General features: G+C 36.8%; 24 protein-coding genes. 22 read left to right on the plus strand and 2 right to left on the minus strand.

Annotation, left to right across the window (positions count from 1 at the left end):
• The first annotated feature begins 79 nt into the window (after window positions 1-79).
• The 3 genes from SMA_RS04290 (at window position 80) to SMA_RS04300 (ending at window position 2,548) form a co-directional block, all read left to right on the plus strand.
• Window positions 80-1,132 (plus strand): ABC transporter permease, encoded by a 1,053-nt coding sequence (locus SMA_RS04290; RefSeq protein ID WP_014294396.1) that lies wholly within the window; start codon window positions 80-82, stop codon window positions 1,130-1,132.
• Between the two features lie 4 nt (window positions 1,133-1,136).
• Window positions 1,137-1,817, plus strand: coding sequence for an ABC transporter ATP-binding protein (locus SMA_RS04295; RefSeq protein ID WP_014294397.1), 681 nt, complete (start codon window positions 1,137-1,139; stop codon window positions 1,815-1,817).
• 146 nt (window positions 1,818-1,963) lie between these two features.
• Entirely contained in the window at window positions 1,964-2,548 is a 585-nt protein-coding gene (locus SMA_RS04300; RefSeq protein WP_014294398.1) for a uracil-DNA glycosylase family protein, read from the plus strand.
• A 117-nt stretch (window positions 2,549-2,665) separates the two neighbouring features.
• On the opposite strand, the gene mnmE is transcribed toward SMA_RS04300, so the two are convergent.
• Complete coding sequence (mnmE, locus tag SMA_RS04305) at window positions 2,666-4,039, minus strand: tRNA uridine-5-carboxymethylaminomethyl(34) synthesis GTPase MnmE (RefSeq protein WP_014294399.1); 1,374 nt, start codon at window positions 4,037-4,039, stop codon at window positions 2,666-2,668.
• Between the two features lie 420 nt (window positions 4,040-4,459).
• On the opposite strand from mnmE, the gene SMA_RS04310 reads away from it, so the two are divergent.
• From SMA_RS04310 to SMA_RS11575, 10 genes are all read left to right on the plus strand, one after another.
• Entirely contained in the window at window positions 4,460-5,305 is an 846-nt protein-coding gene (locus SMA_RS04310; RefSeq protein ID WP_014294400.1) for a DUF368 domain-containing protein, read from the plus strand.
• Between the two features lie 107 nt (window positions 5,306-5,412).
• A complete protein-coding gene (rpiA, locus tag SMA_RS04315; RefSeq protein ID WP_014294401.1) occupies window positions 5,413-6,087 on the plus strand; it encodes a ribose-5-phosphate isomerase RpiA in 675 nt (224 codons plus the stop codon).
• A gap of 163 nt (window positions 6,088-6,250) precedes the next feature.
• Window positions 6,251-7,462, plus strand: a complete 1,212-nt coding sequence (locus tag SMA_RS04320) for a phosphopentomutase (RefSeq protein WP_014294402.1) — start codon at window positions 6,251-6,253, stop codon at window positions 7,460-7,462.
• Window positions 7,463-7,471: 9 nt separating this feature from the next.
• Window positions 7,472-8,284, plus strand: coding sequence for a purine-nucleoside phosphorylase (locus SMA_RS04325; protein ID WP_003064461.1), 813 nt, complete (start codon window positions 7,472-7,474; stop codon window positions 8,282-8,284).
• 336 nt (window positions 8,285-8,620) lie between these two features.
• Window positions 8,621-9,325: a type 1 glutamine amidotransferase gene (locus SMA_RS04330; RefSeq protein WP_014294403.1), complete on the plus strand. Its 705-nt coding sequence runs from the start codon at window positions 8,621-8,623 to the stop codon at window positions 9,323-9,325.
• Window positions 9,309-9,590 carry a hypothetical protein gene (locus SMA_RS12010; protein ID WP_014294404.1) on the plus strand — a complete coding sequence of 94 codons (282 nt, stop codon included), beginning with the start codon at window positions 9,309-9,311 and terminating at the stop codon, window positions 9,588-9,590. The genes SMA_RS04330 and SMA_RS12010 overlap by 17 nt, the downstream gene beginning before the upstream one ends.
• A 44-nt stretch (window positions 9,591-9,634) precedes the next feature.
• Window positions 9,635-10,075: a chloride channel protein gene (locus SMA_RS12015; RefSeq protein WP_014294405.1), complete on the plus strand. Its 441-nt coding sequence runs from the start codon at window positions 9,635-9,637 to the stop codon at window positions 10,073-10,075.
• Window positions 10,032-10,739 (plus strand): purine-nucleoside phosphorylase, encoded by a 708-nt coding sequence (deoD, locus tag SMA_RS04345; RefSeq protein WP_014294406.1) that lies wholly within the window; start codon window positions 10,032-10,034, stop codon window positions 10,737-10,739. Before SMA_RS12015 ends, deoD begins: the two co-directional genes overlap by 44 nt.
• Window positions 10,739-11,527 (plus strand): Gbs1250 family HEPN protein, encoded by a 789-nt coding sequence (locus tag SMA_RS04350; protein WP_014294407.1) that lies wholly within the window; start codon window positions 10,739-10,741, stop codon window positions 11,525-11,527. The genes deoD and SMA_RS04350 overlap by 1 nt, the downstream gene beginning before the upstream one ends.
• A gap of 65 nt (window positions 11,528-11,592) precedes the next feature.
• A complete protein-coding gene (locus SMA_RS11575) occupies window positions 11,593-11,757 on the plus strand; it encodes a hypothetical protein (protein WP_014294408.1) in 165 nt (54 codons plus the stop codon).
• A 651-nt stretch (window positions 11,758-12,408) separates the two neighbouring features.
• Here the strand turns inward: SMA_RS11575 and SMA_RS04355 are convergent.
• Complete coding sequence (locus tag SMA_RS04355; protein WP_014294409.1) at window positions 12,409-13,317, minus strand: LysR family transcriptional regulator; 909 nt, start codon at window positions 13,315-13,317, stop codon at window positions 12,409-12,411.
• A gap of 293 nt (window positions 13,318-13,610) precedes the next feature.
• Between SMA_RS04355 and cpsA the strand changes: the two genes are divergently transcribed.
• The 9 genes from cpsA to SMA_RS04400 are packed head-to-tail and all read left to right on the plus strand — an operon-like array spanning window position 13,611 to window position 23,610.
• The gene (cpsA, locus tag SMA_RS04360; RefSeq protein ID WP_014294410.1) at window positions 13,611-15,092 is read left to right on the plus strand and encodes an LCP family glycopolymer transferase CpsA; all 1,482 of its coding nucleotides are present in this window, start codon (window positions 13,611-13,613) and stop codon (window positions 15,090-15,092) included.
• Window positions 15,093-15,824, plus strand: coding sequence for a capsular polysaccharide biosynthesis protein Cps4B (cps4B, locus tag SMA_RS04365; RefSeq protein ID WP_014294411.1), 732 nt, complete (start codon window positions 15,093-15,095; stop codon window positions 15,822-15,824). It begins immediately after the preceding gene.
• Between the two features lie 8 nt (window positions 15,825-15,832).
• On the plus strand, window positions 15,833-16,522 hold the full coding sequence (locus tag SMA_RS04370; RefSeq protein WP_014294412.1) for a CspC family polysaccharide chain length determinant protein: 690 nt from the start codon (window positions 15,833-15,835) through the stop codon (window positions 16,520-16,522).
• 14 nt (window positions 16,523-16,536) lie between these two features.
• On the plus strand, window positions 16,537-17,277 hold the full coding sequence (locus SMA_RS04375) for a tyrosine-protein kinase (RefSeq protein WP_014294413.1): 741 nt from the start codon (window positions 16,537-16,539) through the stop codon (window positions 17,275-17,277).
• 38 nt (window positions 17,278-17,315) lie between these two features.
• On the plus strand, window positions 17,316-18,692 hold the full coding sequence (locus tag SMA_RS04380) for a sugar transferase (protein WP_014294414.1): 1,377 nt from the start codon (window positions 17,316-17,318) through the stop codon (window positions 18,690-18,692).
• 53 nt (window positions 18,693-18,745) lie between these two features.
• Complete coding sequence (locus SMA_RS04385) at window positions 18,746-20,158, plus strand: flippase (RefSeq protein ID WP_044563226.1); 1,413 nt, start codon at window positions 18,746-18,748, stop codon at window positions 20,156-20,158.
• 8 nt (window positions 20,159-20,166) lie between these two features.
• On the plus strand, window positions 20,167-21,282 hold the full coding sequence (gene glf, locus SMA_RS04390; protein WP_014294416.1) for a UDP-galactopyranose mutase: 1,116 nt from the start codon (window positions 20,167-20,169) through the stop codon (window positions 21,280-21,282).
• A gap of 10 nt (window positions 21,283-21,292) precedes the next feature.
• Complete coding sequence (gene cps2T, locus SMA_RS04395) at window positions 21,293-22,462, plus strand: beta 1-4 rhamnosyltransferase Cps2T (protein WP_014294417.1); 1,170 nt, start codon at window positions 21,293-21,295, stop codon at window positions 22,460-22,462.
• Window positions 22,463-22,464: 2 nt separating this feature from the next.
• A complete protein-coding gene (locus SMA_RS04400; RefSeq protein WP_014294418.1) occupies window positions 22,465-23,610 on the plus strand; it encodes a glycosyltransferase family 4 protein in 1,146 nt (381 codons plus the stop codon).
• The last annotated feature ends 27 nt before the right edge of the window (window positions 23,611-23,637 follow it).

Genomic DNA, 23,637 nt, shown 5'->3' on the forward strand with positions numbered 1-23,637 from the left:
AGTCCGGAATCTCACCATAAGAGCATGTATACTTGTGTATAGTAAGTTTGTTGAACTGCAACAAATACAGGAGGGACAAATGTTTTTAGCAATTAGAGAGATTAAGAAAGAAAAACTACGGTACGGCTTGATTCTGGCAGTCGTCGTCTTAATCAGTTATTTGATTTTCATTTTAAGTGCCCTGGCACTTGGGCTGGCAACAGCTAACACCGCTGCGGTGGACAGCTGGCAGTCTAAGTCCTTTGTAATGACCAAAGACGCAAATGGCAATGCTGGACAGTCATTACTGACAACAAAACAGGTTGATCAGTTAAGCGGCGAAAAAACCGCAACACTTGGCATTACACCAGTTAATATGAAAGTTGGCGGAAAACGTGAATCCGCACAATTCGTTGGGATGAATAACGACGAGTACATCGCTAAAAACCTACAATTAACCAAGGGGCACTTGCCAAAGGCAGCTAACGAAGTCGTCCTCGCTGACTCAGTTGATAAGGATATTTACGGTATGGGAGATAAAATTTCGATTGGGTTATCTGATACGAAATATAAAATCGTGGGTTATGTGAAAAATGCCACGTATAATACCGCACCTGTTATTTATGGTGAGTTAGCGCAATGGCGTGTCATTAAGGGCGTGTCAGATCAATTCCAAGGTAGCGTCGTTGCTTCAAAAACGTCACAATCGGTCGATGATAAAGCATTAAAGACTTATTCATACCAAGCCTTTATCAATAAATTGCCAGGTTATACACCGCAAAAAGCGACGTTTGGTCTCATGATTGGCTTCCTAATTGTCATTTCATTGATTGTGATTACCATTTTCCTCTACATTCTAACGGTTCAAAAATTGCCTAACTTGGCAGTTTTGCGTGCACAAGGCATTCCAAATCGTTTCTTGGCCCAAAATACGTTATTTGAGACGTTCTTTATTATGGCAACTGGTATCGTCGTTGGTGCCGTACTATCGGCATTAACTGAATTTGGGATTCCAGATAGCGTACCAATGGCATTTGATTGGGGATTGATGGGACTCATTGCAGCCGGATTGATGGTAACCGGGTTACTGGGTGCCATCATTCCGATTCGTGTAATTAGTAAGATTGATCCAGTATCAGTAATTGGAGGTTGAAAAGATGCGTGAAGAAAAACTAGCCCTTGAACACGTGACGAAACAATTTGGTCAAAAAAACAATTTAGTTACGGCACTAGAAGACGTCAGTTTAGCGTTTAAAGCTGGTGAGGTGTCGCTTATCATTGGACCTTCAGGATCTGGTAAAAGTACCTTGCTAACCATTTTAGGTGGGTTACAGACACCAACAGATGGCTCAGTTCGTTTGAATGGTCACGATATCAGTGATTTGAGTACCAAAGAAGCCGAAAAAATACGACTTGAACAAATCGGGTTCGTCTTACAGGCATACAATCTCGTGCCATATTTAACCGTAGCGGACCAATTCAATCTTGTAGACCAGGTGAAGCCTAAAAATAACCTCAGTCAAGATGCATTTGACAAAATTATTGAAACGCTAGGCATTCAAAAATTATTAAACAAATACCCTGGCGAATTGTCTGGCGGTCAACAACAACGCGTTGCGATTGCCCGAGCATTGTATACAAACCCAGCAATCATCTTAGCCGATGAACCTACGGCAGCCTTGGATACGGCGCGTGTCAAAGAAGTTGGCCAACTTTTTGCCAATATTGCGCATGACGAGGAGAAAGCAGTCGTCATCGTCACGCACGATGATCGTTTACGAGAGTTTTCTGATAATATCTACAAAATTGTCGACGGAAAACTATCTAATACGGACTGATTAACACACTGGCTCTTATGATGAGATTCCGGACTGGTTTTTCTAGTTTGGTAAAATATCATCATAAGAGCATTTCTATTTATGGTTACACGTTATGAAGAGGACTTAAAAAGATGAACTCTCTGAAAAATAGAAGGGAGACTGCTATGGATACCATTGAACAATTAATTGCGGACATTATGGCAGATGAGCAAAATGCCTCTTACACACAAAGAGGGATTAAACCTTTGTTTACTGTGCCAAAAACAGCACGGATAAATATAGTCGGACAAGCTCCTGGCATTCGTGCGCAAGAGTCTGGCTTGTATTGGAATGACCCAAGCGGTGACAATTTACGAAAATGGTTGGGTGTCGACCGAGAAATGTTTTATAATTCTGGACTTTTTGCGGTCGTGCCAATGGATTATTATTTTCCTGGCACAGGAAAATCAGGTGATTTGCCGCCACGAAAGGGCTTTGCTGAAAAGTGGCACAAACGAACCTTGGCTTTTGCACCAAATATTGAACTGCACATTTTAGTTGGTTCTTATGCGCAGCGCTATTATTTACATCAGAAATCTTCTGCTAAATTAACAGAAACGGTAAGGCATTACCAAGCTTATTTACCAGAATTTTTCCCTTTGGTACATCCCTCACCTCGCAATAACCTCTGGCAAGCAAGAAATCCATGGTTTGCTGAAAAGGTTATCCCAGATTTGCAAAAACGCATCAAAGAAATTCTTGAGAAATAACAAAAAGGCTAGGACACAACAAGTGCCTAGCTTTTTATGTGTTTATAGAATTACAAGTCATGGTTGGTTAAACGTGTATAATTTGCAAACCGCTTAGGTTAGCTATGATAGTTTCATTTATTTTCCAAGACAGAATTGGCTAAAGAGTTTTGTGATTAATTCATCAGGTGCTGCATCACCTGTGATTTCACCGAGAATTTCCCAGCAACGTGTTAAATCAATTTGAAGAAGATCAACAGGTATTCCTAGTTCAAGTCCCTCATTGACGGCTTGCAAACTTTGCACCGCTTTTTCAATCAATGAAATATGGCGAGCATTTGAAAGATAAGTCGCATCTTTCTCAACAATACCAGCATTGTCAAAGAAAAGTTGGTTAATACGTTCTTCAATCACGTCGATATTTTGATTTTTAAGAACGGAAATGCGAATGACATCATCTGGCAACTGATCAGCTTCGATTTTTTCTGGTAAATCCGTTTTATTAAGAAGAATAATGCGGTTACTATCTTTGCTAAGTTCCAAAAGTGCACGGTCTTGGTCAGTCAAAGGTTCAGAACTATTGAGCACAAGAAGAACAAGGTCAGCTTCCTCAAGGGCTTTTTTCGAACGTTCCACACCGATTTTTTCAACCACATCATCTGTTTCGCGGATACCAGCTGTATCAACTAGTTTCAAAGGCACACCTTTGATATTGACATATTCTTCAATCACATCACGGGTTGTTCCCTCAATGTCAGTAACGATAGCCTTTTCTTCGCGTAACAGATTGTTAAGCAAACTTGATTTACCAACGTTTGGACGACCAATGATAGCAGTAGATAAGCCTTCGCGCAGAATTTTGCCACGTTTTGCAGTACGCAATAGATTTTCCAAAAGTTCTTGGAATTCTTGTGTTTTTTCGCGGATTAAAGCTGTCGTCATTTCCTCCACGTCATCGTATTCAGGGTAGTCGATATTGACCTCGACTTGAGCTAAGGTGTTTAGAATTTCTTGGCGCGTGTCATTGATTAATTGTGACAATGACCCATCAAGTTGTTTTACCGCAATATTCATGGCTTTGTCTGTTTTCGCACGGATAATATCCATAACGGCTTCCGCTTGTGTCAAGTCAACACGACCATTCAAGAAAGCACGTTTGGTAAACTCACCAGGTTCAGCAAGACGAGCCCCTTGGCGCAAGACAAGTTGCAAAATTTCATTTGTCACGGAAACACCACCGTGCGTATTAATCTCCACGACATTCTCACAGGTAAATGTTTTTGGCGCAAGCATCACAGACACCATAACCTCATCAAGCACTTCATCAGTATCAGGGTCAACAATGTGACCGTAATTAATCGTATGTGAAGCGACCTTGTTAAGGTCTTTACCATGATAGACTTTTTGTGCAATAGCTAGCGCTTCCGTTCCAGAAAGTCTTACAATTCCGATTGCCCCCTCACCAAGCGGCGTAGAAATCGCAGCAATCGTATCAAATTCATTTGTAATCATTATGTTTCCTCATATTTATCGGTTTTAGCCTATTGAAATTAGAGCATCAACGATAATTAATTAGATAGTAAAAGTAGTATTGTGGCTTAAGAATGCCACTTATAAGCTTCTAGTAAAGTATAGCAGTTTTAATTTAGAAAAGCTAGCGAGGGATAAGTATTAAGAATAATCCTCTTTTTGGATTAAAAAGTCTAAGGAGTTTTCAAAATGTTAATAAAGTTACTAAAGAAGTGTCTGTTTCGTTAGATGATTAGAAAGCAATAGTAAGATAGATTCGTTACTGCTATTAGTTGACATATCTAAAATAGATATGATAACCTAAAGTGAAATGTTTTCAATATAAAGCACACTATTTTATAATCGATGATGAAGAAGTATTATTGAGATATTTTTTTAATCAGAAAACTGTAAGGAGGATATATGTTTTCTATAGTACAAAAGGTAATCAAAGGGATGGTTATTTCTCTTGGTTTTTTACTACCGGGGGTGTCTGGTGGAGCGCTTGCTGCTATTTTAGGTGTCTATGAGCGCCTTATTAGTTTCTTAGCTAATATCAAACTTAATTTTAAGTCAAATGTACTTTTCTTTTTGCCGATAGGAGTTGGGGGACTTTTAGGAATAGCTCTATTTTCTTATCCTATTGAATTCCTTTTGGAACATTACGAAATTCCAACACTATGGGGATTTTCAGGAGGAGTTCTTGGTACAATACCTAGTTTATTGAACGATACTAAACAAAGTGCTCCTAGGAATCGATTAAAGTGGGGATGGATTATTGGCGCTTTTATCATTTCTTTTCTTTTAGTTTATTCTATGAGCCACTTTACAGGTAATATGTCGGTCGGATTTATTAGTTATTTATTAGCAGGAGCTCTCATAGCGCTAGGGGTTCTTCTTCCAGGTCTCAGTCCTTCAAGTATCCTCTTATGTTTAGGAGTATATACTCCTATGTTAAATGGTTTTAAAGCGTTTGATTTGCTAGGAACTTTTTTCCCAATTATGATCGGAGGAGGGGTGACTATGATTTTATTATCCAAAGGAATGAATTATCTTCTCTTGCACTATAGATCATATATTTATTATTGTATTATTGGTAGTGTCCTTTCAAGTACATTATTAATACTTTTACCAAGCGGAAATGCCTATGAGGGAATCTCTTATGCAAATGTTACAGGCATGGAGATAGTAATAACAGCTCTTGTTTTTGTTCTCGGGATTTTATTCGGATTATGGATGGTAAAATTAGAGAAAGACTATAAGGAATAAACGCGAGATTATCTATTTCACTATGACACAAAACACTTAAATCATGATATAATAATCAGTTGGAAATAGGAATTATTGACAATAATACATAAAATGGTGAGGTAGCTATGGAAAAACTCAAAAAATTGGCTGGTGTCACAGCCGCTCAGTACGTCAAAGATGGTATGGTTGTCGGACTTGGAACAGGCTCAACAGCATACTTTTTTGTTGAAGAAATTGGTCGCCGCATGAAAGAAGAAGGACTCAAAGTTGTCGGCGTAACAACTTCAAGCCAAACAACTGCACAGGCAGAAGGTCTTGGGATTCCTTTGAAAGCTGTTGATGACATTGATGTTATCGATGTTACCGTTGATGGTGCAGATGAAGTTGACACTAACTTCAACGGTATCAAAGGCGGTGGCGGCGCCCTTCTTATGGAAAAAATCGTTGCCACACCCACCAAAGAATATATCTGGGTTGTTGACGAATCAAAAATGGTCGATAAACTCGGTGCCTTCAAATTGCCAGTCGAAGTGGTCCAATATGGTGCAGACCGTATTTTCCGTGAGTTCGAGAAAAAAGGTTACAAACCATCATATCGCATGGCAAACGGCGAACGCTTTGTGACTGATATGAAAAATTATATCATCGACCTTGACCTTGGTGTTATTGAAAATCCTGTCGAACTTGGCAAAGAATTGAAAGCCATGGTCGGCGTTGTTGAACACGGTCTCTTCAACGGTATGGTTAATAAAGTTATCGTTGCAAGTAAAGACGGTGTCAACATTTTAGAAGCTAAATAATGATTTCAGCAGGAGGAAATTAACAGTTACCATAACTGAATCTTCTCCTGTTTACTATGTTATATTGATTAATTATTATTTCTAATCACTTGACTTATTAGGATATTAAGAGATTAGGAGGTTTTGGGTGCCAACCGTAACCACCCTAGATTAGGAAAAAATTATGTCAACATTTAATCGTATTCACCTTGTAGTTTTAGATTCTGTCGGAATTGGTGCGGCACCAGATGCTAACAATTTTGTCAATGCTGGTGTGCCAGACGGTGCTTCAGATACCCTTGGTCATATTTCAAAAACAGTCGGATTAACTGTTCCAAATATGGCGAAAATTGGTCTTGGAAATATTCCTCGTGAAACACCTCTAAAAACAGTACCAGCAGAAGTGCAACCAAGTGGCTATGCGACAAAATTAGAAGAAGTATCACGTGGAAAAGATACCATGACAGGTCACTGGGAAATCATGGGGCTTAACATTACAGAGCCTTTTGATACTTTCTTTGAAGGATTCCCAGAAGAAATTTTAACAAAAATCGAAGAATTTTCAGGACGTAAAATCATTCGTGAAGCCAACAAACCTTACTCAGGAACACAAGTTATCGCTGACTTTGGTGAACGTCAAATGAAGACAGGTGAATTGATTGTTTACACTTCAGCCGATCCAGTGCTTCAAATTGCAGCACACGAAGATATTATTCCACTTGACGAACTTTATAAAATCTGTGAATTTGCTCGTTCCATTACATTAGAACGTCCAAGTTTGCTTGGTCGAATCATTGCTCGTCCATATGTTGGTGAACCTGGTAATTTCACACGTACAGCTAACCGTCGTGACTATGCTTTATCACCATTTGCACCAACAGTGCTTAATAAATTAGCTGACGCAGGTATTCCGACGTACGGTGTCGGAAAAATCAATGATATTTTCAATGGTTCAGGTATCACAAACGACATGGGGCACAATAAATCAAATATGCACGGTGTTGATACCTTGATTAAGACCGTGCAATTGCCAGAATTTACAAAAGGATTATCATTTACAAACCTTGTTGATTTTGATGCCATGTATGGTCACCGTCGTAATGCCGCAGGTTACCGTGATTGTCTAGAAGAATTTGACAATCGTTTGCCTGAAATCATGGAAAATATGAAATTAGATGACCTTCTTTTAATCACAGCAGACCACGGTAATGACCCAACTTACACAGGAACAGACCACACACGTGAATACATTCCATTATTGGCTTACAGCCCATCATTTAAAGGAAATGGTGTCTTACCAGTCGGACATTTTGCTGATATTTCAGCAACAATCGCTGAAAACTTTGGTGTTGAGACAGCCATGATTGGTCAATCTTTCCTAGAAAAATTAGTATAAGAGGTGCATATGACAACAATTATCGAAAAAATTGAAGAAGCTCGTCAGTTCTTGGTATCACAAAGTTGTGACGCCCCTGAATTTGGCTTGATTTTAGGGTCAGGTCTTGGCGAACTTGCCGAAGAAATTGAAAATGCTGTTGTAATTCCCTATGAAAAAATTCCTAATTGGGGAAAATCAACAGTAGCAGGACACGCTGGACAATTGGTTTATGGTGACCTTGGTGGACACAAAGTCATTGCTCTTCAAGGACGTTTTCATTTTTACGAAGGAAATCCAATGGAATTAGTGACTTTCCCAGTTCGTGTCATGAAAGCTCTTGGTTGTAAAGGGCTTATCGTGACAAATGCAGCTGGCGGAATTGGCTTTGGTCCAGGAACATTAATGGCAATTTCAGACCATATTAATATGACAGGGCAAAACCCATTGATTGGTGCGAATCTTGATGACTTTGGACCACGTTTCCCAGATATGTCAGATGCTTATACGGCTGAGTATCGTGATACTGCTCACAAAGTCGCTGAAAAAATTGGTATCAAACTTGATGAAGGTGTTTATCTTGGGGTTTCTGGACCATGTTACGAAACACCTGCCGAAATTCGTGCCTTCCAAACTCTTGGAGCTGATGCGGTTGGTATGTCAACGGTTCCAGAAGTCATCGTTGCCGCTCATTCAGGTTTGAAAGTTTTAGGAATTTCAGCCATCACAAACCATGCCGCAGGTTTCCAAAGTTCACTTAATCATGAAGAAGTTGTTGCTGTTACACAACAAATCAAAGAGGATTTTAAAACTCTAGTTAAGGCTGTCTTGGCAGAATTGTAAGTCAATACTAAGAGAGTGAGACAGAAATCGGTAATTTCTTGTTCCTGACCTAAAACGGTCTATTCCCAGACCGTTTTTGATACTTACTTCGTAAGTTTTATTTCCCGATTATAAAGGTTCCCCGAACCTTTATAACTCACCCCCGCATGGCTCAAAAGTTTTGGGGAACCTTTTGAGGTTGGAAATGAAGTCAAGCGCAGCTTGATGTCAAAAAGGGTTGTAAAAGCTGATTTATCGGTGTATTGGAACCCACTCAACTACTGCATCTTGTAAATAATAACTATATAAACAGAGAAATTGGGATACTTTTGTCTCAGCCTCAGAAAGAGATGTATTATGCGAATTCATTTTATTGTTCACGAAGCTTTTGAAGCACCGGGTGCTTACTATGATTGGGCTATTAAACGTGGTCATGATGTGACAATGACAAAACTTTACCAAGGCGAAAAATTGCCAAAAAATAGTTCTGGTATCGACCTACTAATTGTTATGGGTGGACCACAAAGCCCACGAACAACAGTAGCAGAATGTCCTCATTTTGATGCACAGGCTGAAATCTCGCTTATCAAAGAAGCTATTTCACAAGATGAACGAGTTCTTGGTATTTGTTTAGGAGCTCAATTGCTAGGTGAAGCTTACGGAGCATCTGTTGAAAGAAGCCCAGAAAAAGAAATTGGAAATTATCCAATCACATTAACAGAAGCTGGTTTAGCAAATTGTAATCTTTCGCATATTGGAACATCTGCAATTGTTGGGCACTGGCATGGCGATATGCCTGGTTTGATACCACAAGCCAAAATTCTTGCAACTAGTCAAGGTTGCCCACGACAAATTGTCAAATACAGTGATAAACACTATGCTTTCCAATGCCATTTAGAGTTTTCAAAACCATTGATTGAAGGACTTTTGGCAGAAGAAGTTGATTATGATGAACAAGTTAAGATACACTCATACTTTCAAGCAGCAAATGAAATGCTATCTTATGATTATTCAGAAATGAATCATATTTTAGAGCAATTTTTAGATGCTTTCACAAAATAAAAGATTTAACTCTAAAGCTTATTGCTTACGCTTTAGTGCTACCCTGCTTTTGACTAGTCTAGTAGCAGGAGTAGGCGGCATTTTACTTCATGACTTATTAGAATTGGTTGAATGGATGATTTTTGGTCATGGGGAAAGTACAGGCGCGCTACCTGTCACAAACCTACAATTTATTATCATCTTATTAGCTGGTATTATTTCAGCGTTTATTTGGTTTGTTTTGCAAGATAAAAATCGTCAAATCATTTCAATCAAATCCCCTTAACTTTTTTGCTTCTCGCAAGCTGTTCTCTTTATTTTCCAGAGATTTTGGGAAATGGCGGAGCTTTGGCACAAGCTGTTTTTGATGGGCTGGGTGTGTGGTATGCCTTAGCTTCTGTGGTTATTAAAGCCGTACTTGTTTTGCTGACGCTGAAAAATGGTGCCTACGGAGGCACTCTGACACCGTCGTTTTCAATAGGAGCTGTCCTAGGATTCTTGGTAGCAGTGCTGTGTCAATTGGTAGTCCCAGAATTATCACTAACTTCGGCTATGTTAATTGGCTCAAGTATCTTTTTAGCCATTACGATGAATGCTCCGTTAACGGCTGTTGGTTTAGTTGTGTCGTTTACGGGACAATCTTTCACAGCTCTTCCAATTTTGCTTCTTGCGGTCATCGTAGCCTTTGCTACAAAAACTATTATTGAACACATTGAAAGGAAATATTATGTCAATCCATATCGAAGCCAAACAAGGCGAAATCGCAGATAAAATTTTACTTCCAGGAGACCCACTCCGTGCTAAATTTATCGCAGAAAACTTTTTAGAAGATGCCGTATGTTTTAACAATGTTCGTGGCATGCTTGGTTTTACAGGAACTTATAAAGGCGAACGTGTCAGCGTTATGGGAACTGGTATGGGAATGCCATCAATCTCTATCTACGCGACTGAATTAATCCAATCTTACGGCGTTAAAAAATTAATCCGTGTCGGAACAGCTGGCTCACTTAATAAAAATGTTCACGTTCGCGAACTTGTTTTGGCACAAGCAGCAGCAACAACATCAAGCATGATTAAAAATGAATGGCCACAATATGATTTTCCACAAATTGCTGATTTCACCTTGCTTGACAAAGCCTACCATATTGCGCAAGACCTTGGAATGACAACTCACGTTGGCAGCGTGTTATCTGTTGACGCTTTTTATTCAGATTTTGCTGAAAATAATGTTAAACTCGGGCAACTTGGTGTGAAAGCTGTTGAGATGGAAGCCGCTGCACTTTACTATCTTGCAGCAAAACACGGCGTTCAAGCACTCGGTATCATGACGATTTCTGATAGCCTTGTTGCTGACGAAGACACAACCGCTCAAGAACGCCAAACGACATTCACAGACATGATGAAAGTCGGTCTTGAAACTCTTATTGCAGATTAATGCAAGAAATATATGAAACAATAGACATCCTTTTAGATGTCTATGCTTATAATCACGCTTGGAAAATAGCAAAGCAGCACAGTGATTTTCCAGCGCAAAGCCGTTATCTTTTAGAAATGTTAAAAGAGCGTAGGGAACTTAACGTTGACTTTGCTTTTTCACATCCAGCAGAAAATCAAGCAATTTTAGCCAATTATGGCGTTTCACTCATTACCAATGCGTATGAAGAAGAACAATTAGCAAATTATATTATGGATTTGGAAGCTAAGGTGAAAAATGGCAATATCATTGATTTTGTCCGCTCTGTTAGTCCAATTATATATAGGCTCTTTCAACGTCTTGCCAAACGCGAAATTTCAAATTTGGAAAACTATATCCACGATGCTAAAAACGACCAGTATGATACTTGGCTGTTTACAAAAATGAAGCAGAGCGACCATGCTATTTTTCATAGATACCTTGAGATTCGTCGTGATGGCAAAGTGACTTCAAAAGCTTTGGCAGAACTCTTACAATACGGACAACTTCCTCAGGAAATTAAACAGTTAATCAGCAAACTTCGTAATTTTGAAAAATCCGTTCGGAATCCCCTAGCCCACCTCATCAAGCCTTTTGACGAAGAAGAACTACACCGAACAACAAATTTCTCATCCCAAGCCTTTCTAGATAAAATCATTGCCCTTGCTACCTATGCAGGTGTCAAATATAACAAAGAAAAATTCTATTTCGACCAAGTTAATGACATTATCAAAAGTGAGTTGAATACAAACGATCACTTAACTTTATAAGCTGCAATATATGTAAAACTATGGCATAATTAGTTAGGTAGTATATTTATAAGGGAGGTAGTATAATGGCAACAAAAAGCTTTACGACAGATTTGAAATTTGATAGAAAATCTGCGGATAATCTCATTCAAGCCTTAGCAGGTCATAGTAAAGTAAAACGTCATGCTCCTGCCAAAGTTGAGATAGTAAAAGACTCGGATTTGATAAAGAAGATGTTTATGAAGGGATAAGTTTAGGTATCTGTTAGAGTTGTTTTATTGGATGATACGTTAGATAGTCTTGATATTGGTTTGGTTAAGGAAGTTTTAAAAAGTTTTCGTAGTATCTAGACTTCTGGTGAGCCACATGATGTTGAACAATTTTTTCATAGAAAAGCAATTGATTTTCAGAAAACAGCTTTAACCTCGACTTATTTAGTCTTTGATACAGAAACCAGTATTTTACTTGGTTTCTTTTCTCTTGCTAATAAACCACTTACTATGAGTAAGAAAATTTTGATTCTTTAAGTAATACTCAAAAAAGAAAGTTAAAGCAATCTGGTCGTACAATTGGAAGTAAGTTTCAAGTTAATAGTTATTTAATAGGGCAACTTGGGAAAAATTATCCCAAAGAAGCTCAGGAAAGTGCAACTACTCATATTTCGGGCACAGAACTATTAACATTAGCCTATGATCAAGTAGTCGCTGCTTCACGACTTATTAAAGGTAAGTATGTTTGGATTGAATGTGAAGATATAGATTATTTAAAGACTTTCTACCAAGATTTTGGATTCCGATTAATACCTGATTATGAATTAGAAAATGGCTTGAAAGTCATACTTATGAAATTACAGAAAAAATAGGTTATTTTAAAACAGCTAAAAGAAAATTCAGCTGTTTTTTTTAATTATCAAATTTAACTTCTTCAAGGAGATACTCAATAAATCGTTCGCCCATTTTTGAAAGGTTAGCCTTTTCGTGACGAATATAGACAATGTCAATTATATCTTCAACATCAAGTGGAATAGAAACAATATTATCACCATTTAGATTACTATTTAAAATACCTGTAGCGATTGTATAACCGTCGAGCCCAATCAAGAGATTGAAAAGTGTCGCGCGGTCACTAACGACAATCGATTTCTTATGGCGAATTTGTGAAAAAATTTCTTCAGAGAAGTAGAAGGAATTATGAATCCCTTGATCGTAGCTAAGGTAAGGAAATTCTTCCAAATCTTCCATCGTTACCAGTTTTTTGCTTGCAAGAGGATTGGTTTTGCTGACAAAGATATGCGGACGTGTTCTAAAAAGATTCGTATAGGTCAGATGATTGTCATCGAACATTTTGGTCAAAACATCGTGGTTATAACTATTCAAAAATAAAACGCCAATTTCTGAACGGAAATTCTTAACATCATCAATAATTTCATATGTTCGTGTTTCGCGAAGGAAAAGCTCATAACGTGACATATCTGTTCCTTCTAAAAGCGAAACAAAAGCATTGACAACGAAAGCATAGTGCTGTGAAGATACGCTAAACAGTTCTCGGTTTGTATTTTTGCTCTTATAACGTTCCTCTAAAAGAGCTGTTTGTTCTAAAATTTGGCGAGCATAAGAAAGAAACTCAACGCCATCCTTAGTCAAGGTAATGCCTTTTGGGTTACGAATAAAAATTTCAATTCCCATTTCACGCTCCAAATCTCGTACAGCATTTGAAAGGCTTGGTTGAGTGATAAAAAGCTGCTTAGCAGCCTCGTTCATGCTCCCTGTTTCTACTATTTTAACGATATAGTGTAATTGTTGTATTCTCATAGGCTTAGTTTAGCCTAAAAATGAAATTCCCGCAAGTAGACAATATCTTCTTATGACGGGAGTGCTTTAAAAACGAATGTTTACATTACAACAACAAAATTACAAAAAGATAACTAAAACGTAACAATTTAGCGATTGATTTACTTTTCTTAAAATAAAACGCTTATTTTTTTAAATAATACTTTAGGAAGCGCATACAGTCGTAAAAATTCAGAAAATTACAAAATTGCAAAAAACTTACAAAAGTGCTAAAATAGGAACGTTAATATCCTTATAGGAATCGGAGATTTAAAATGTCTAAACATTCACGTCATAGAAGACATCATAAGAGTTCACGTTCATACTCTCGTTTTGATACGAAGACGATAGTGAATAGTGTTTTATTAGTGTTGTTTGCTTTGTTAGCGGGGATTGCAACTTATCTCATGTATGCCAATAATATTCTAGCTTTTCGTCATCTGAATATTATCTACACCGTTTTACTAGTTGCTGTCTTCCTCATATCTTTGGTTTTGATAATTCGGAAAAAAGGGAAAATCGTTGTGACGGTTCTCTTGGTTATTTTCTCGATTGTTGCAGCTATTTCGCTATTTGCCTTTAAATCATTGGTTGATGTGGCTAATGATATGAATAAATCAGCCTCATATTCAGAAATTGAGATGAGTGTTGTGGTGCCAGCGGATAGCTCAATCTCAGATGTGACAGAATTATCAAGCGTTCAAGCACCAACAAATGCTGATGGTAGCAATATCGATACTTTGCTTTCTCAAATTAAGTCAGATAAAGGTATTGATTTAGCGACAGAAACAGTAGATTCTTATGAAGCCGCTTATGAAAATTTGATTAATGGGTCAAGTCAAGCAATGGTTTTGAACAGTGCTTATTCAAGCTTGCTTGAATTATCATATAATGATTACGAATCAAATTTAAAGACCATTTATACCTATAAAATTAAGAAGAGTGTTTCAAGCGAAGCAAAATCATCTGATGCTAATGTCTTTAACATTTATATTAGTGGTATTGATACCTACGGATCTATTTCAACCGTTTCACGTTCAGATGTTAATATCATCTTGACAGTTAATATGAATACACATAAGATTTTGATGACAACAACACCACGTGACTCATATGTTCAAATTCCAGACGGAGGTGCAGATCAATACGATAAACTGACACACGCTGGTATCTATGGTGTTGAAACATCTGAAAAGACACTAGAAAATCTTTATGGTATTGATATTGATTATTACGCTCGTATCAACTTCACATCATTTATGAATCTGATTGATGCTATTGGTGGTGTGACAGTTTATAATGATCAGGCATTTACAAGTCTCCATGGTAATTATAATTTTGAAGTTGGAAATGTTAACTTAAGCTCAGGTGAAGAAGCACTTGCTTTTGTTCGTGAACGCTATAGTCTTAATAATGGCGACTACGATCGTGGTAATAATCAAATCAAAGTTATTCAAGCTATTGTTAATAAATTAACATCGTTAAGTTCAATTTCAAATTACTCAACAATTATTTCTACCTTGCAGGATTCTATTCAAACCGATATGTCATTAGATACAATGATGAGCCTTGCTAATGCTCAGCTTGATTCAGGTAAGAAATTTACCATTACATCACAAGAAGTAACTGGTACAGGTTCAACAGGAGAATTGACTTCTTATGCCATGCCAACTGCAAGTCTTTATATGATTCAGTTGGATGATGCTAGTGTAGCAAGTGCATCACAAGCCATTAAAGATGTTATGGAAGGTAAGTAGATGATTGATATTCATTCTCATATTGTTTTTGATGTAGATGACGGACCAACTACTATTGAAGAAAGTTTAGCTTTGGTTGGGGAAAGTTATCGTCAGGGCGTGCGTACGATTGTCTCAACGTCACATCGCCGCAAAGGAATGTTTGAAACACCAGAAGATAAGATTTTTGCTAATTTTAGTCAAGTCAAAGAAGCTGCTGAAGCCAAATATGAAGGCTTAGAAATCTTATATGGTGGCGAACTCTACTATAGTAGCGATATTCTGGAAAGACTGGAACAACGCCAAGTTCCAAGAATGAACGACACACGTTTTGCATTGATTGAGTTTAGTATGACAACACCATGGAAAGAGATTCATACAGCACTTAGCAATGTGATTATGCTTGGAATTACACCAGTTGTTGCTCATATCGAACGTTATAATGCGCTTGAATTTAATGAAGAACGTGTTAAAGAATTGATTAACATGGGGGGTTACACACAAATTAATAGCTCACATGTTCTCAAACCAAAATTATTTGGTGATAAATACCATCAATTCAAAAAACGAGCACGTTATTTCTTGGAAAAAAATCTTGTTCATTGTGTCGCAAGCGATATGCATAACCTTGGACCAAGACCGCCATTTATGGATAAAGCTAGGGAAATCGTTACAAAAGATTTTGGACCAAATAGGGCATATGCTCTTTTCGAGGAAAATCCTCAAACCTTATTAGAAAATAAAGATTTATAGGAGTTAATATGAATTCAAATGATAATGCAAGTATCGAGATTGATGTACTCTACTTGCTAAGAAAACTTTGGAGTAGAAAATTTTTCATTATTTTCATTGCTCTAGTTGTTGGGACAGTAGCTTTGCTTGGTAGTGTTTTCTTCCTCAAACCTAAGTACACATCAACAACTCGTATTTATGTTGTGAGCCGAAGTAGTGATGGCAGCTTAACTAATCAAGATTTGCAAGCAGGTTCTTATCTTGTTAATGACTATAAAGAAGTCATTACGTCAAATGAAGTTTTGTCATCTGTCATTAGTCAAGAAAATCTCTCACTTTCAACAAGTGAATTGTCAAATATGATTTCTGTAAATATTCCAACAGATACACGTGTTATTTCAATCTCTGTTGAAGATACAGATGCGAAAGAAGCTTCTGATATTGCTAACACTATCCGTGAAGTTGCTGCAGAAAAAATCAAATCTGTAACCAAGGTAGATGATGTGACAACTTTGGAAGCTGCCGAAGTCGCTAGCAAACCATCATCACCAAATATTAAACGCAATGCTGCTTTAGGTGTACTTGTTGGTGGTTTCTTGGCTATTGTTGGTATTCTTGTGCTTGAAGTACTTGATGACCGTGTTCGTCGTCCAGAAGACGTCGAAGAAGTGCTTGGTATGACACTTTTAGGAGTTGTACCAGATATTGATAAATTATAAGGAGAAAAATTGTAATGCCACAGTTAGAATTAGTGAGAGCTAAAGCTCAAATGGTTAAATCTATGGAGGAATATTACAATTCTATCCGTACCAATATTCAATTTAGTGGACGTGATTTAAAAGTCATTACGTTGACTTCGGCTCAATCTGGCGAAGGAAAATCAACAACGTCTGTTAATCTTGCAATTTCTTTTGCGCGTGCAGGTTTCCGTACACTTTTGATTGATGCGGATACACGTAACTCAGTCATGTCAGGAACGTTTAAATCTAAGGAACGTTATCAGGGGTTGACAAGTTTCTTGTCTGGAAATGCAGAGTTGTCAGATGTTATTTGTGACACAAATATTGATAATTTGATGATTATTCCTGCTGGGCAAGTCCCACCAAACCCCACATCATTGATTCAAAACGATAACTTCAAAGCGATGATTGAAATTGTTCGTGGACTTTACGACTATGTTATCATTGATACACCACCGCTTGGCTTGGTTATTGATGCAGCTATCTTAGCGCATTACTCAGACGCTAGCTTGCTTGTAGTAAAAGCGGGGGCTGATAAACGTCGTACAGTTACAAAACTAAAGGAACAATTGGAACAAAGTGGTTCAGCTTTCCTTGGCGTTATTCTGAATAAATATGATATTCACTTAGATAAGTATGGTTCATATGGTAGTTACGGTGGGTATGGTAGTTATGGCAATTACGGAAAAAGTGAAGAAAAAACAAAAATTGGTAGAGGTAAACGAAAAAAATAGCTGATACTTTTACCTTAGAATAGGGAACAGGGAGTTACATGTATAGCGAAGATTCGAAAAAGAAAGTTTATTACCTTTTGTCGGATATTATAGCCTTAGTGATAAGTTACCTCATCTTAGCACAATTTTATCCTTATCATTTTTTTGATAGTAAATTCTTTGCAGTTGTTTTTGGGATTCTGATTGTGATTGTTAGTGTTTTGAGTGATGAATACTCTTCAATTAAAAATCGTGGTTATTTAAAAGAATTAAAAGCATCTGTGATTTATGGTATGAAAGTTTTAGTTTTATTTACTTTTGTACTGATACTTGGAAAAATTCGTTTTATCCATGACATTTCACAGATGTCTTATTTCTTATTGGGGCAAATTTTTATTTTAGTAAGCCTTTTTGTCTTCATTGGACGTATTTTAGTTAAGAATCTTTTCAGAAGTCATGCAACGGATATTAAACAGGTAGTGTTTGTCACGGATTTTACGAATGGTAAGGAAGTCATTAAAGAGCTTAGCAATTCCAATTACCATATCGCTGCTTATATCAGTCGTCGTGATAATCCTGATATTTCACAGCCTATCTTAAAAAGTACTAAAGAAATTAGGGATTTTGTGGCAAATCACCAAGTTGACGAGATATTTGTTGCCAAAAATCACCAAGATGATTTTATTGAATTTGCTCATTGCTTAAAATTGTTAGGAATTCCAACGACAGTAGCTGTTGGGAATTATTCGGACTTCTATGTTGGAAATAGTGTTCTAAAAAAAGTAGGTGATACGACCTTCATAACGACAGCGTTCAATATTGTAAAATTCCGTCAGATTGCTTTAAAACGTCTTATGGATATTGCAATAGCTTTAGTTGGCTTAGTGATTACTGGTATTGTAGCCATTATTATCACACCGATAATCAAGAAACAATCACCAGGACCTCTAATCTTCAAACAAAAACGTGTTGGTAAAAACGGTAAAGTTTTTGAAATTTACAAATTTAGAAGCATGTACACCGATGCCGAAGAACGCAAAAAAGAATTACTAACACAAAATGATTTGGATACTGACTTAATGTTTAAGATGGATGATGACCCTCGTATCTTCCCATTTGGACATAAGTTACGTGATTGGTCACTTGATGAATTACCACAATTTATTAATGTCCTAAAAGGTGAAATGTCTGTTGTGGGCACACGTCCACCAACGCTTGACGAATATCATCACTATGAGTTACATCATTTCAAACGATTGACAACCAAACCAGGAATTACTGGTTTATGGCAAGTTAGCGGTCGTAGTGACATTACCGACTTTGAAGAAGTCGTAGCACTTGATATGAAGTATATCCAAAACTGGAGCATCAGTGAAGATATTAAAATTATTGCCAAAACATTTGGAGTCGTACTAAAAAGAGAGGGAAGTAGGTAGAGTTGATAGTAGAAAAAAATAGGAAAAGAAGCTCCGTAAAATTAAACATAGTTATGAATTTTATTCTGACTATGTCAAATTTTATTTTCCCATTGATAACTTTTCCATATGTATCACGTGTTCTTTTGCCTGTCGGAACAGGCAAAGTTGCTTTTGCAACGTCAATAGTTTCATATTTTTCAATGGTTGGTATGTTAGGAATTCCAACCTATGGTATTAGAGCATGCGCAAAAGTTAGAAATGACAGAGACAAATTATCAAAAACTGTTCAAGAAATTATGGTGATAAATTCTGTTGCGATGGGATTATCACTGCTTGTCTATATTATTGCCATAATCTTAGTACCTCGTATGGCACAAGATAGGGTTCTGTTTATGATTAATATTGCTACTCTATTCTTTAATTTGATTGGCTGTGAGTGGCTGTATAAAGCATTGGAACAGTATTCTTATATCACTATCAGATCAATTCTTTTGAAATTAGTATCACTTGTTTTAATGTTCTTGATGGTACATCAAAAAAGTGACTATGTCATTTATGGTGCAATTACTATTTTAGCAAGTGTCGGATCTAACTTCTTTAACTTTATTAACTTACGACGTTTTCTTAATCTAAAATGGTATCCTAATATGAATCTTAGTCAACACATAAAACCTATTTTTAGTTTTTTTATGATGACTATTGCAACTACTGTATATACTAATCTTGATTCAGTAATGCTTGGATTTATGAAAGGTGATGAAGCAGTAGGATATTATAATGCTGCTGTAAAAATAAAAACAATACTTGTTAGTTTAGTAACGTCTATGGGGGCGGTTCTTCTTCCTAGATTATCTTTTTATATTAAGGAAGGAAAGACTAAAGAATTTAAAGAATTAACTGTTCGTTCTTTACAATTTGTATGTTTTGTATCAATTCCTCTATGGATCTATTTTACAGTTTTTGCTAAAGAAGGTATTTATTTCTTGTCAGGGGATGCTTATACAGGTTCAATACTTCCTATGCAAATTATCATGCCTACGCTTTTCTTAGTAGGAATTTCAAATTTATTAGGCATTCAGATATTAGTTCCAATGGATAGAGAAAATGATGTTTTAAAGTCGGTTTCTCTTGGTGCAATTGTCAATCTAATAATAAATGCTATTTTTATCCCTAGATTTGGAGCTTCAGGTGCGGCATTTGGTACCTTAGTTGCTGAATTTTTTGTCACAAGTTATCAAATCTATGTATTACGTGATTTTTTGAAAGAAATTGTGGCTAATGTTAAATTGTATAAAAATATCATATCTACTTTGTTAGCTACTATTCTTGTTTTAATAGCAAATACATTATTTATTAGTAATATTTCTTCACTCTTTATAGTATTAGTTATTTCGGCTATTATTTTTGGGCTGATTTACGGCTTAGTAGGGTTGTTATTAAAAGAAGAATTTACTATGTACTTACTACGTTATATGAAAAAATAGGAGATTTTATGTCAAATTATGATTATTTAGTTGTCGGTTCAGGGTTATTCGGTGCAATTTTTGCGCACGAAGCTGCTAAAAAAGGAAAAAAAGTTAAAGTTATTGAAAAACGCAATCATATTGCAGGGAATATCTATACTAAAGAAGTAGAAGGTATTCAAGTGCATGAATATGGTGCACATATTTTCCATACTTCGAATAAAGAAATTTGGAACTACATTAATCAATTTGCAGAATTTAATCGTTATACAAATTCTCCGATTGCTAATTACAAAGGTGAAATTTATAACCTTCCTTTCAATATGAATACGTTCAATAAACTTTGGGGAGTTGTAACACCAGCAGAAGCACAAGCTAAAATTGATGAACAACGTGCCATTCTTAATGGAAAAGAACCTGAAAATCTAGAAGAACAAGCTATTTCACTCGTGGGAACAGATATTTACGAAAAGCTTGTCAAAGATTATACTGAGAAACAATGGGGTAAAGCTTGTACAGAATTGCCAGCCTTTATCATTCGCCGTTTGCCAGTTCGTTTGACTTATGATAATAACTACTTCAACGATACTTACCAAGGTATTCCAATCGGTGGTTATACACAAATCATTGAAAAAATGCTAGCGCATGACAATATTGATGTTGAGACTGGTGTAGATTTCTTTGATAACAAAGATGAATATTTGAAAGAATACCCTAAAATTGTCTTTACAGGAATGATTGATCAATTCTTTGATTACCAACTTGGTGAATTAGAGTATCGTAGCCTTCGTTTTGAAACAGAAACTCTTGATGTGGAAAACTATCAAGGAAATGCTGTTGTCAACTATACGGACTCTGAAACACCTTACACACGTATCATCGAGCATAAACACTTCGAATTTGGGACACAACCAAAAACCATCATTACCAAAGAGCACTCTAAAACATGGGCTAAAGGTGATGAGCCCTATTACCCAGTTAACAACGACCGTAATAACCACCTCTACAAAGAGTATAAGAAATTGGCTGAAGAACAAGGAAATGTTATCTTTGGTGGTCGTCTCGGCCAATACCGTTATTATGACATGCACCAAGTCATTGCAGCAGCTTTGCAATGTGTGCGTGAAGAAGTGAATGAAGGATAATTGAGTGAAAATGAAAAGTGTCTATATTATAGGTTCAAAAGGAATACCAGCAAATTATGGTGGGTTTGAAACCTTTGTAGAAAAACTAACTGAAAATCAAAAAGATAAAAATATCAAATATTATGTGGCATGTATGCGAGAAAACTCAGCTAAATCAAATATCACAGATGATATTTTTGAACATAATGGAGCAACTTGTTTTAATATTGATGTGCCAAATATTGGTCCTGCACGAGCAATTGCCTATGACATCGCTGCTCTAAACAGGTCGATTGAAATCGCAAAAGAAAATGGTGATGTTAATCCAATTTTTTATGTTTTAGCTTGTCGCATCGGACCATTCATTAATCATTTTAAAAAGCAAATCTACGCTCTTGGTGGTCAATTATTTGTTAATCCAGACGGACATGAATGGATGCGTCAAAAATGGAGTGCCCCTGTTCGTCGTTATTGGAAAGTTTCTGAGTCATTGATGGTAAAACATGCTGATTTATTGGTATGTGATAGTAAGAATATTGAAAAATATATCCAAGATGACTATAAAAAATATTCACCAAAGACAACTTACATCGCTTATGGAACAGAGCTTGAAAAATCTAGCCTTTCTTCAAAAGACCGTGTCGTACGTGAATGGTTTTCAGAAAAGGGAGTTTCAGAAAATAATTATTACCTTGTTGTTGGACGCTTCGTTCCAGAAAATAACTATGAGGCAATGCTTCGTGAGTTTATGAAGTCAAATACAAAAAAAGATTTTGTGTTGGTTACTAATGTTGAACAAAATGCCTTTTACGAAAAATTGAAGAAAGAAACAGGTTTTGACAAAGACTCTCGCATCAAATTTGTAGGAACTGTTTATGACCAAGAATTGCTCAAGTACATTCGTGAGAATGCCTTTGCTTATTTCCATGGTCATGAGGTTGGCGGAACCAATCCTTCACTTCTTGAGGCACTTGAGTCAACTAAGCTCAATCTCTTGTTGGATGTTGGCTTTAACCGTGAAGTCGGTGAAGATGGTGCTCTCTATTGGAAAAAAGAGCAATTGGCAAGTGTCATTAATCAAGCTGAGCAATTGGATGAACAAGCTATAGAAGATCTCAATCAAAAATCAAGTAAACGTATCGAAGAAGCCTTTACTTGGGGAAAAATTGTTACAGACTACGAGAAAGTATTTAAAGGATAGAAATGCAGAAAATTTTATATCTTCACGCTGGTGCCGAAATGTATGGTGCTGATAAGGTTTTGTTGGCGCTTATTAAAGGACTGGATAAAGAAGCCTTTGAGGCTCATGTCATCTTGCCCAACGATGGCGTCTTAGTGGGTGCATTGGAAAAGGTTGGTGCTAAGGTAAAAGTTATCGATTATCCAATCTTGCGCCGGAAGTATTTTAATCCTAAGGGGATTCTTGAGTATTTTGGCTCTTATAATCGTTTTTCAAAGCAAATTGCTAAATATGCTAAGGAAAATGGCATTACTCTTATTCACAATAATACGACTGCGGTACTTGAGGGAATTTATCTCAAACGTAAGTTGAAACTTCCTTTGATTTGGCATGTTCACGAGATTATCGTCAAACCAAAAGCAATCTCTGATTTCATCAACTTTTTGATGGGACGTTATGCTGATACGATTGTGACAGTTTCAAATGCTGTGGCCAACCACGTCAAGCAGTCTCGCTTTGTAAAAAATGACCAAGTTCAAGTCATCTATAATGGTGTTGATAATGCCGTCTATCATGAAATGGATGCTAGTACAGTCCGTGATCAGTTTGGTATCGCACAGGATGCTTTGGTTATCGGAATGGTTGGTCGAGTGAATGCATGGAAAGGTCAAGGCGACTTCTTAGAAGCCGTGACTCCAATCTTAAAAGCTAATCCAAAAGCAGTAGCCTTTCTGGCAGGTAGTGCTTTTGAAGGTGAAGAATGGCGAGTTGATGAGTTGGAAAAGGCAATATCAGACTCACCAGTAGCTGGACAAATCAAGCGTATCGATTATTATAGTAAGACAACAGAGCTCTATAATATGTTTGATATCTTTGTTTTGCCAAGTACCAATCCAGATCCTCTACCAACTGTAGTTCTCGAATCAATGGCTTGTGGCAAACCTGTAGTCGGCTACCGTCATGGTGGTGTCTGTGAAATGGTTAAAGAAGGCGAAAACGGCCTTCTTGCCACACCAAATCACCCTGCAGAATTGTCTAAAGTTATTCAAGAATTGGCTGATAACACCGAGAAGAGAGAGCAATTTGGCAAGGCATCAGTCAAACGTCAAAAGGAACTCTTCTCATTACAAAGTTATATTCGGAATTTTTCGGAGTTGTATAGGAAATAATAAAGTTATTTATTATTTTATGAATAA

It is taken from the genome of Streptococcus macedonicus ACA-DC 198 (assembly GCA_000283635.1).
Classification (GTDB): domain Bacteria; phylum Bacillota; class Bacilli; order Lactobacillales; family Streptococcaceae; genus Streptococcus; species Streptococcus macedonicus.

Coding starts and splice junctions, on each gene's coding strand:
- SMA_RS04350 (WP_014294407.1), top strand. CDS start 10,739: ATGCAAGAAATATATGAAACAATAGACATCCTTTTAGATGTCTATGCT.
- SMA_RS04330 (WP_014294403.1), top strand. CDS start 8,621: ATGCGAATTCATTTTATTGTTCACGAAGCTTTTGAAGCACCGGGTGCT.
- SMA_RS04370 (WP_014294412.1), top strand. CDS start 15,833: ATGAATTCAAATGATAATGCAAGTATCGAGATTGATGTACTCTACTTG.
- SMA_RS04325 (WP_003064461.1), top strand. CDS start 7,472: ATGACAACAATTATCGAAAAAATTGAAGAAGCTCGTCAGTTCTTGGTA.
- SMA_RS04385 (WP_044563226.1), top strand. CDS start 18,746: ATGAATTTTATTCTGACTATGTCAAATTTTATTTTCCCATTGATAACT.
- SMA_RS11575 (WP_014294408.1), top strand. CDS start 11,593: ATGGCAACAAAAAGCTTTACGACAGATTTGAAATTTGATAGAAAATCT.
- SMA_RS12010 (WP_014294404.1), top strand. CDS start 9,309: ATGCTTTCACAAAATAAAAGATTTAACTCTAAAGCTTATTGCTTACGC.
- rpiA (WP_014294401.1), top strand. CDS start 5,413: ATGGAAAAACTCAAAAAATTGGCTGGTGTCACAGCCGCTCAGTACGTC.
- SMA_RS04295 (WP_014294397.1), top strand. CDS start 1,137: ATGCGTGAAGAAAAACTAGCCCTTGAACACGTGACGAAACAATTTGGT.
- glf (WP_014294416.1), top strand. CDS start 20,167: ATGTCAAATTATGATTATTTAGTTGTCGGTTCAGGGTTATTCGGTGCA.
- cps4B (WP_014294411.1), top strand. CDS start 15,093: ATGATTGATATTCATTCTCATATTGTTTTTGATGTAGATGACGGACCA.
- SMA_RS04310 (WP_014294400.1), top strand. CDS start 4,460: ATGTTTTCTATAGTACAAAAGGTAATCAAAGGGATGGTTATTTCTCTT.
- SMA_RS04300 (WP_014294398.1), top strand. CDS start 1,964: ATGGATACCATTGAACAATTAATTGCGGACATTATGGCAGATGAGCAA.
- mnmE (WP_014294399.1), bottom strand. CDS start 4,039: ATGATTACAAATGAATTTGATACGATTGCTGCGATTTCTACGCCGCTT.
- SMA_RS04290 (WP_014294396.1), top strand. CDS start 80: ATGTTTTTAGCAATTAGAGAGATTAAGAAAGAAAAACTACGGTACGGC.
- deoD (WP_014294406.1), top strand. CDS start 10,032: ATGTCAATCCATATCGAAGCCAAACAAGGCGAAATCGCAGATAAAATT.
- cps2T (WP_014294417.1), top strand. CDS start 21,293: ATGAAAAGTGTCTATATTATAGGTTCAAAAGGAATACCAGCAAATTAT.
- SMA_RS04380 (WP_014294414.1), top strand. CDS start 17,316: ATGTATAGCGAAGATTCGAAAAAGAAAGTTTATTACCTTTTGTCGGAT.
- SMA_RS04355 (WP_014294409.1), bottom strand. CDS start 13,317: ATGAGAATACAACAATTACACTATATCGTTAAAATAGTAGAAACAGGG.
- SMA_RS04320 (WP_014294402.1), top strand. CDS start 6,251: ATGTCAACATTTAATCGTATTCACCTTGTAGTTTTAGATTCTGTCGGA.
- SMA_RS04375 (WP_014294413.1), top strand. CDS start 16,537: ATGCCACAGTTAGAATTAGTGAGAGCTAAAGCTCAAATGGTTAAATCT.
- SMA_RS04400 (WP_014294418.1), top strand. CDS start 22,465: ATGCAGAAAATTTTATATCTTCACGCTGGTGCCGAAATGTATGGTGCT.
- cpsA (WP_014294410.1), top strand. CDS start 13,611: ATGTCTAAACATTCACGTCATAGAAGACATCATAAGAGTTCACGTTCA.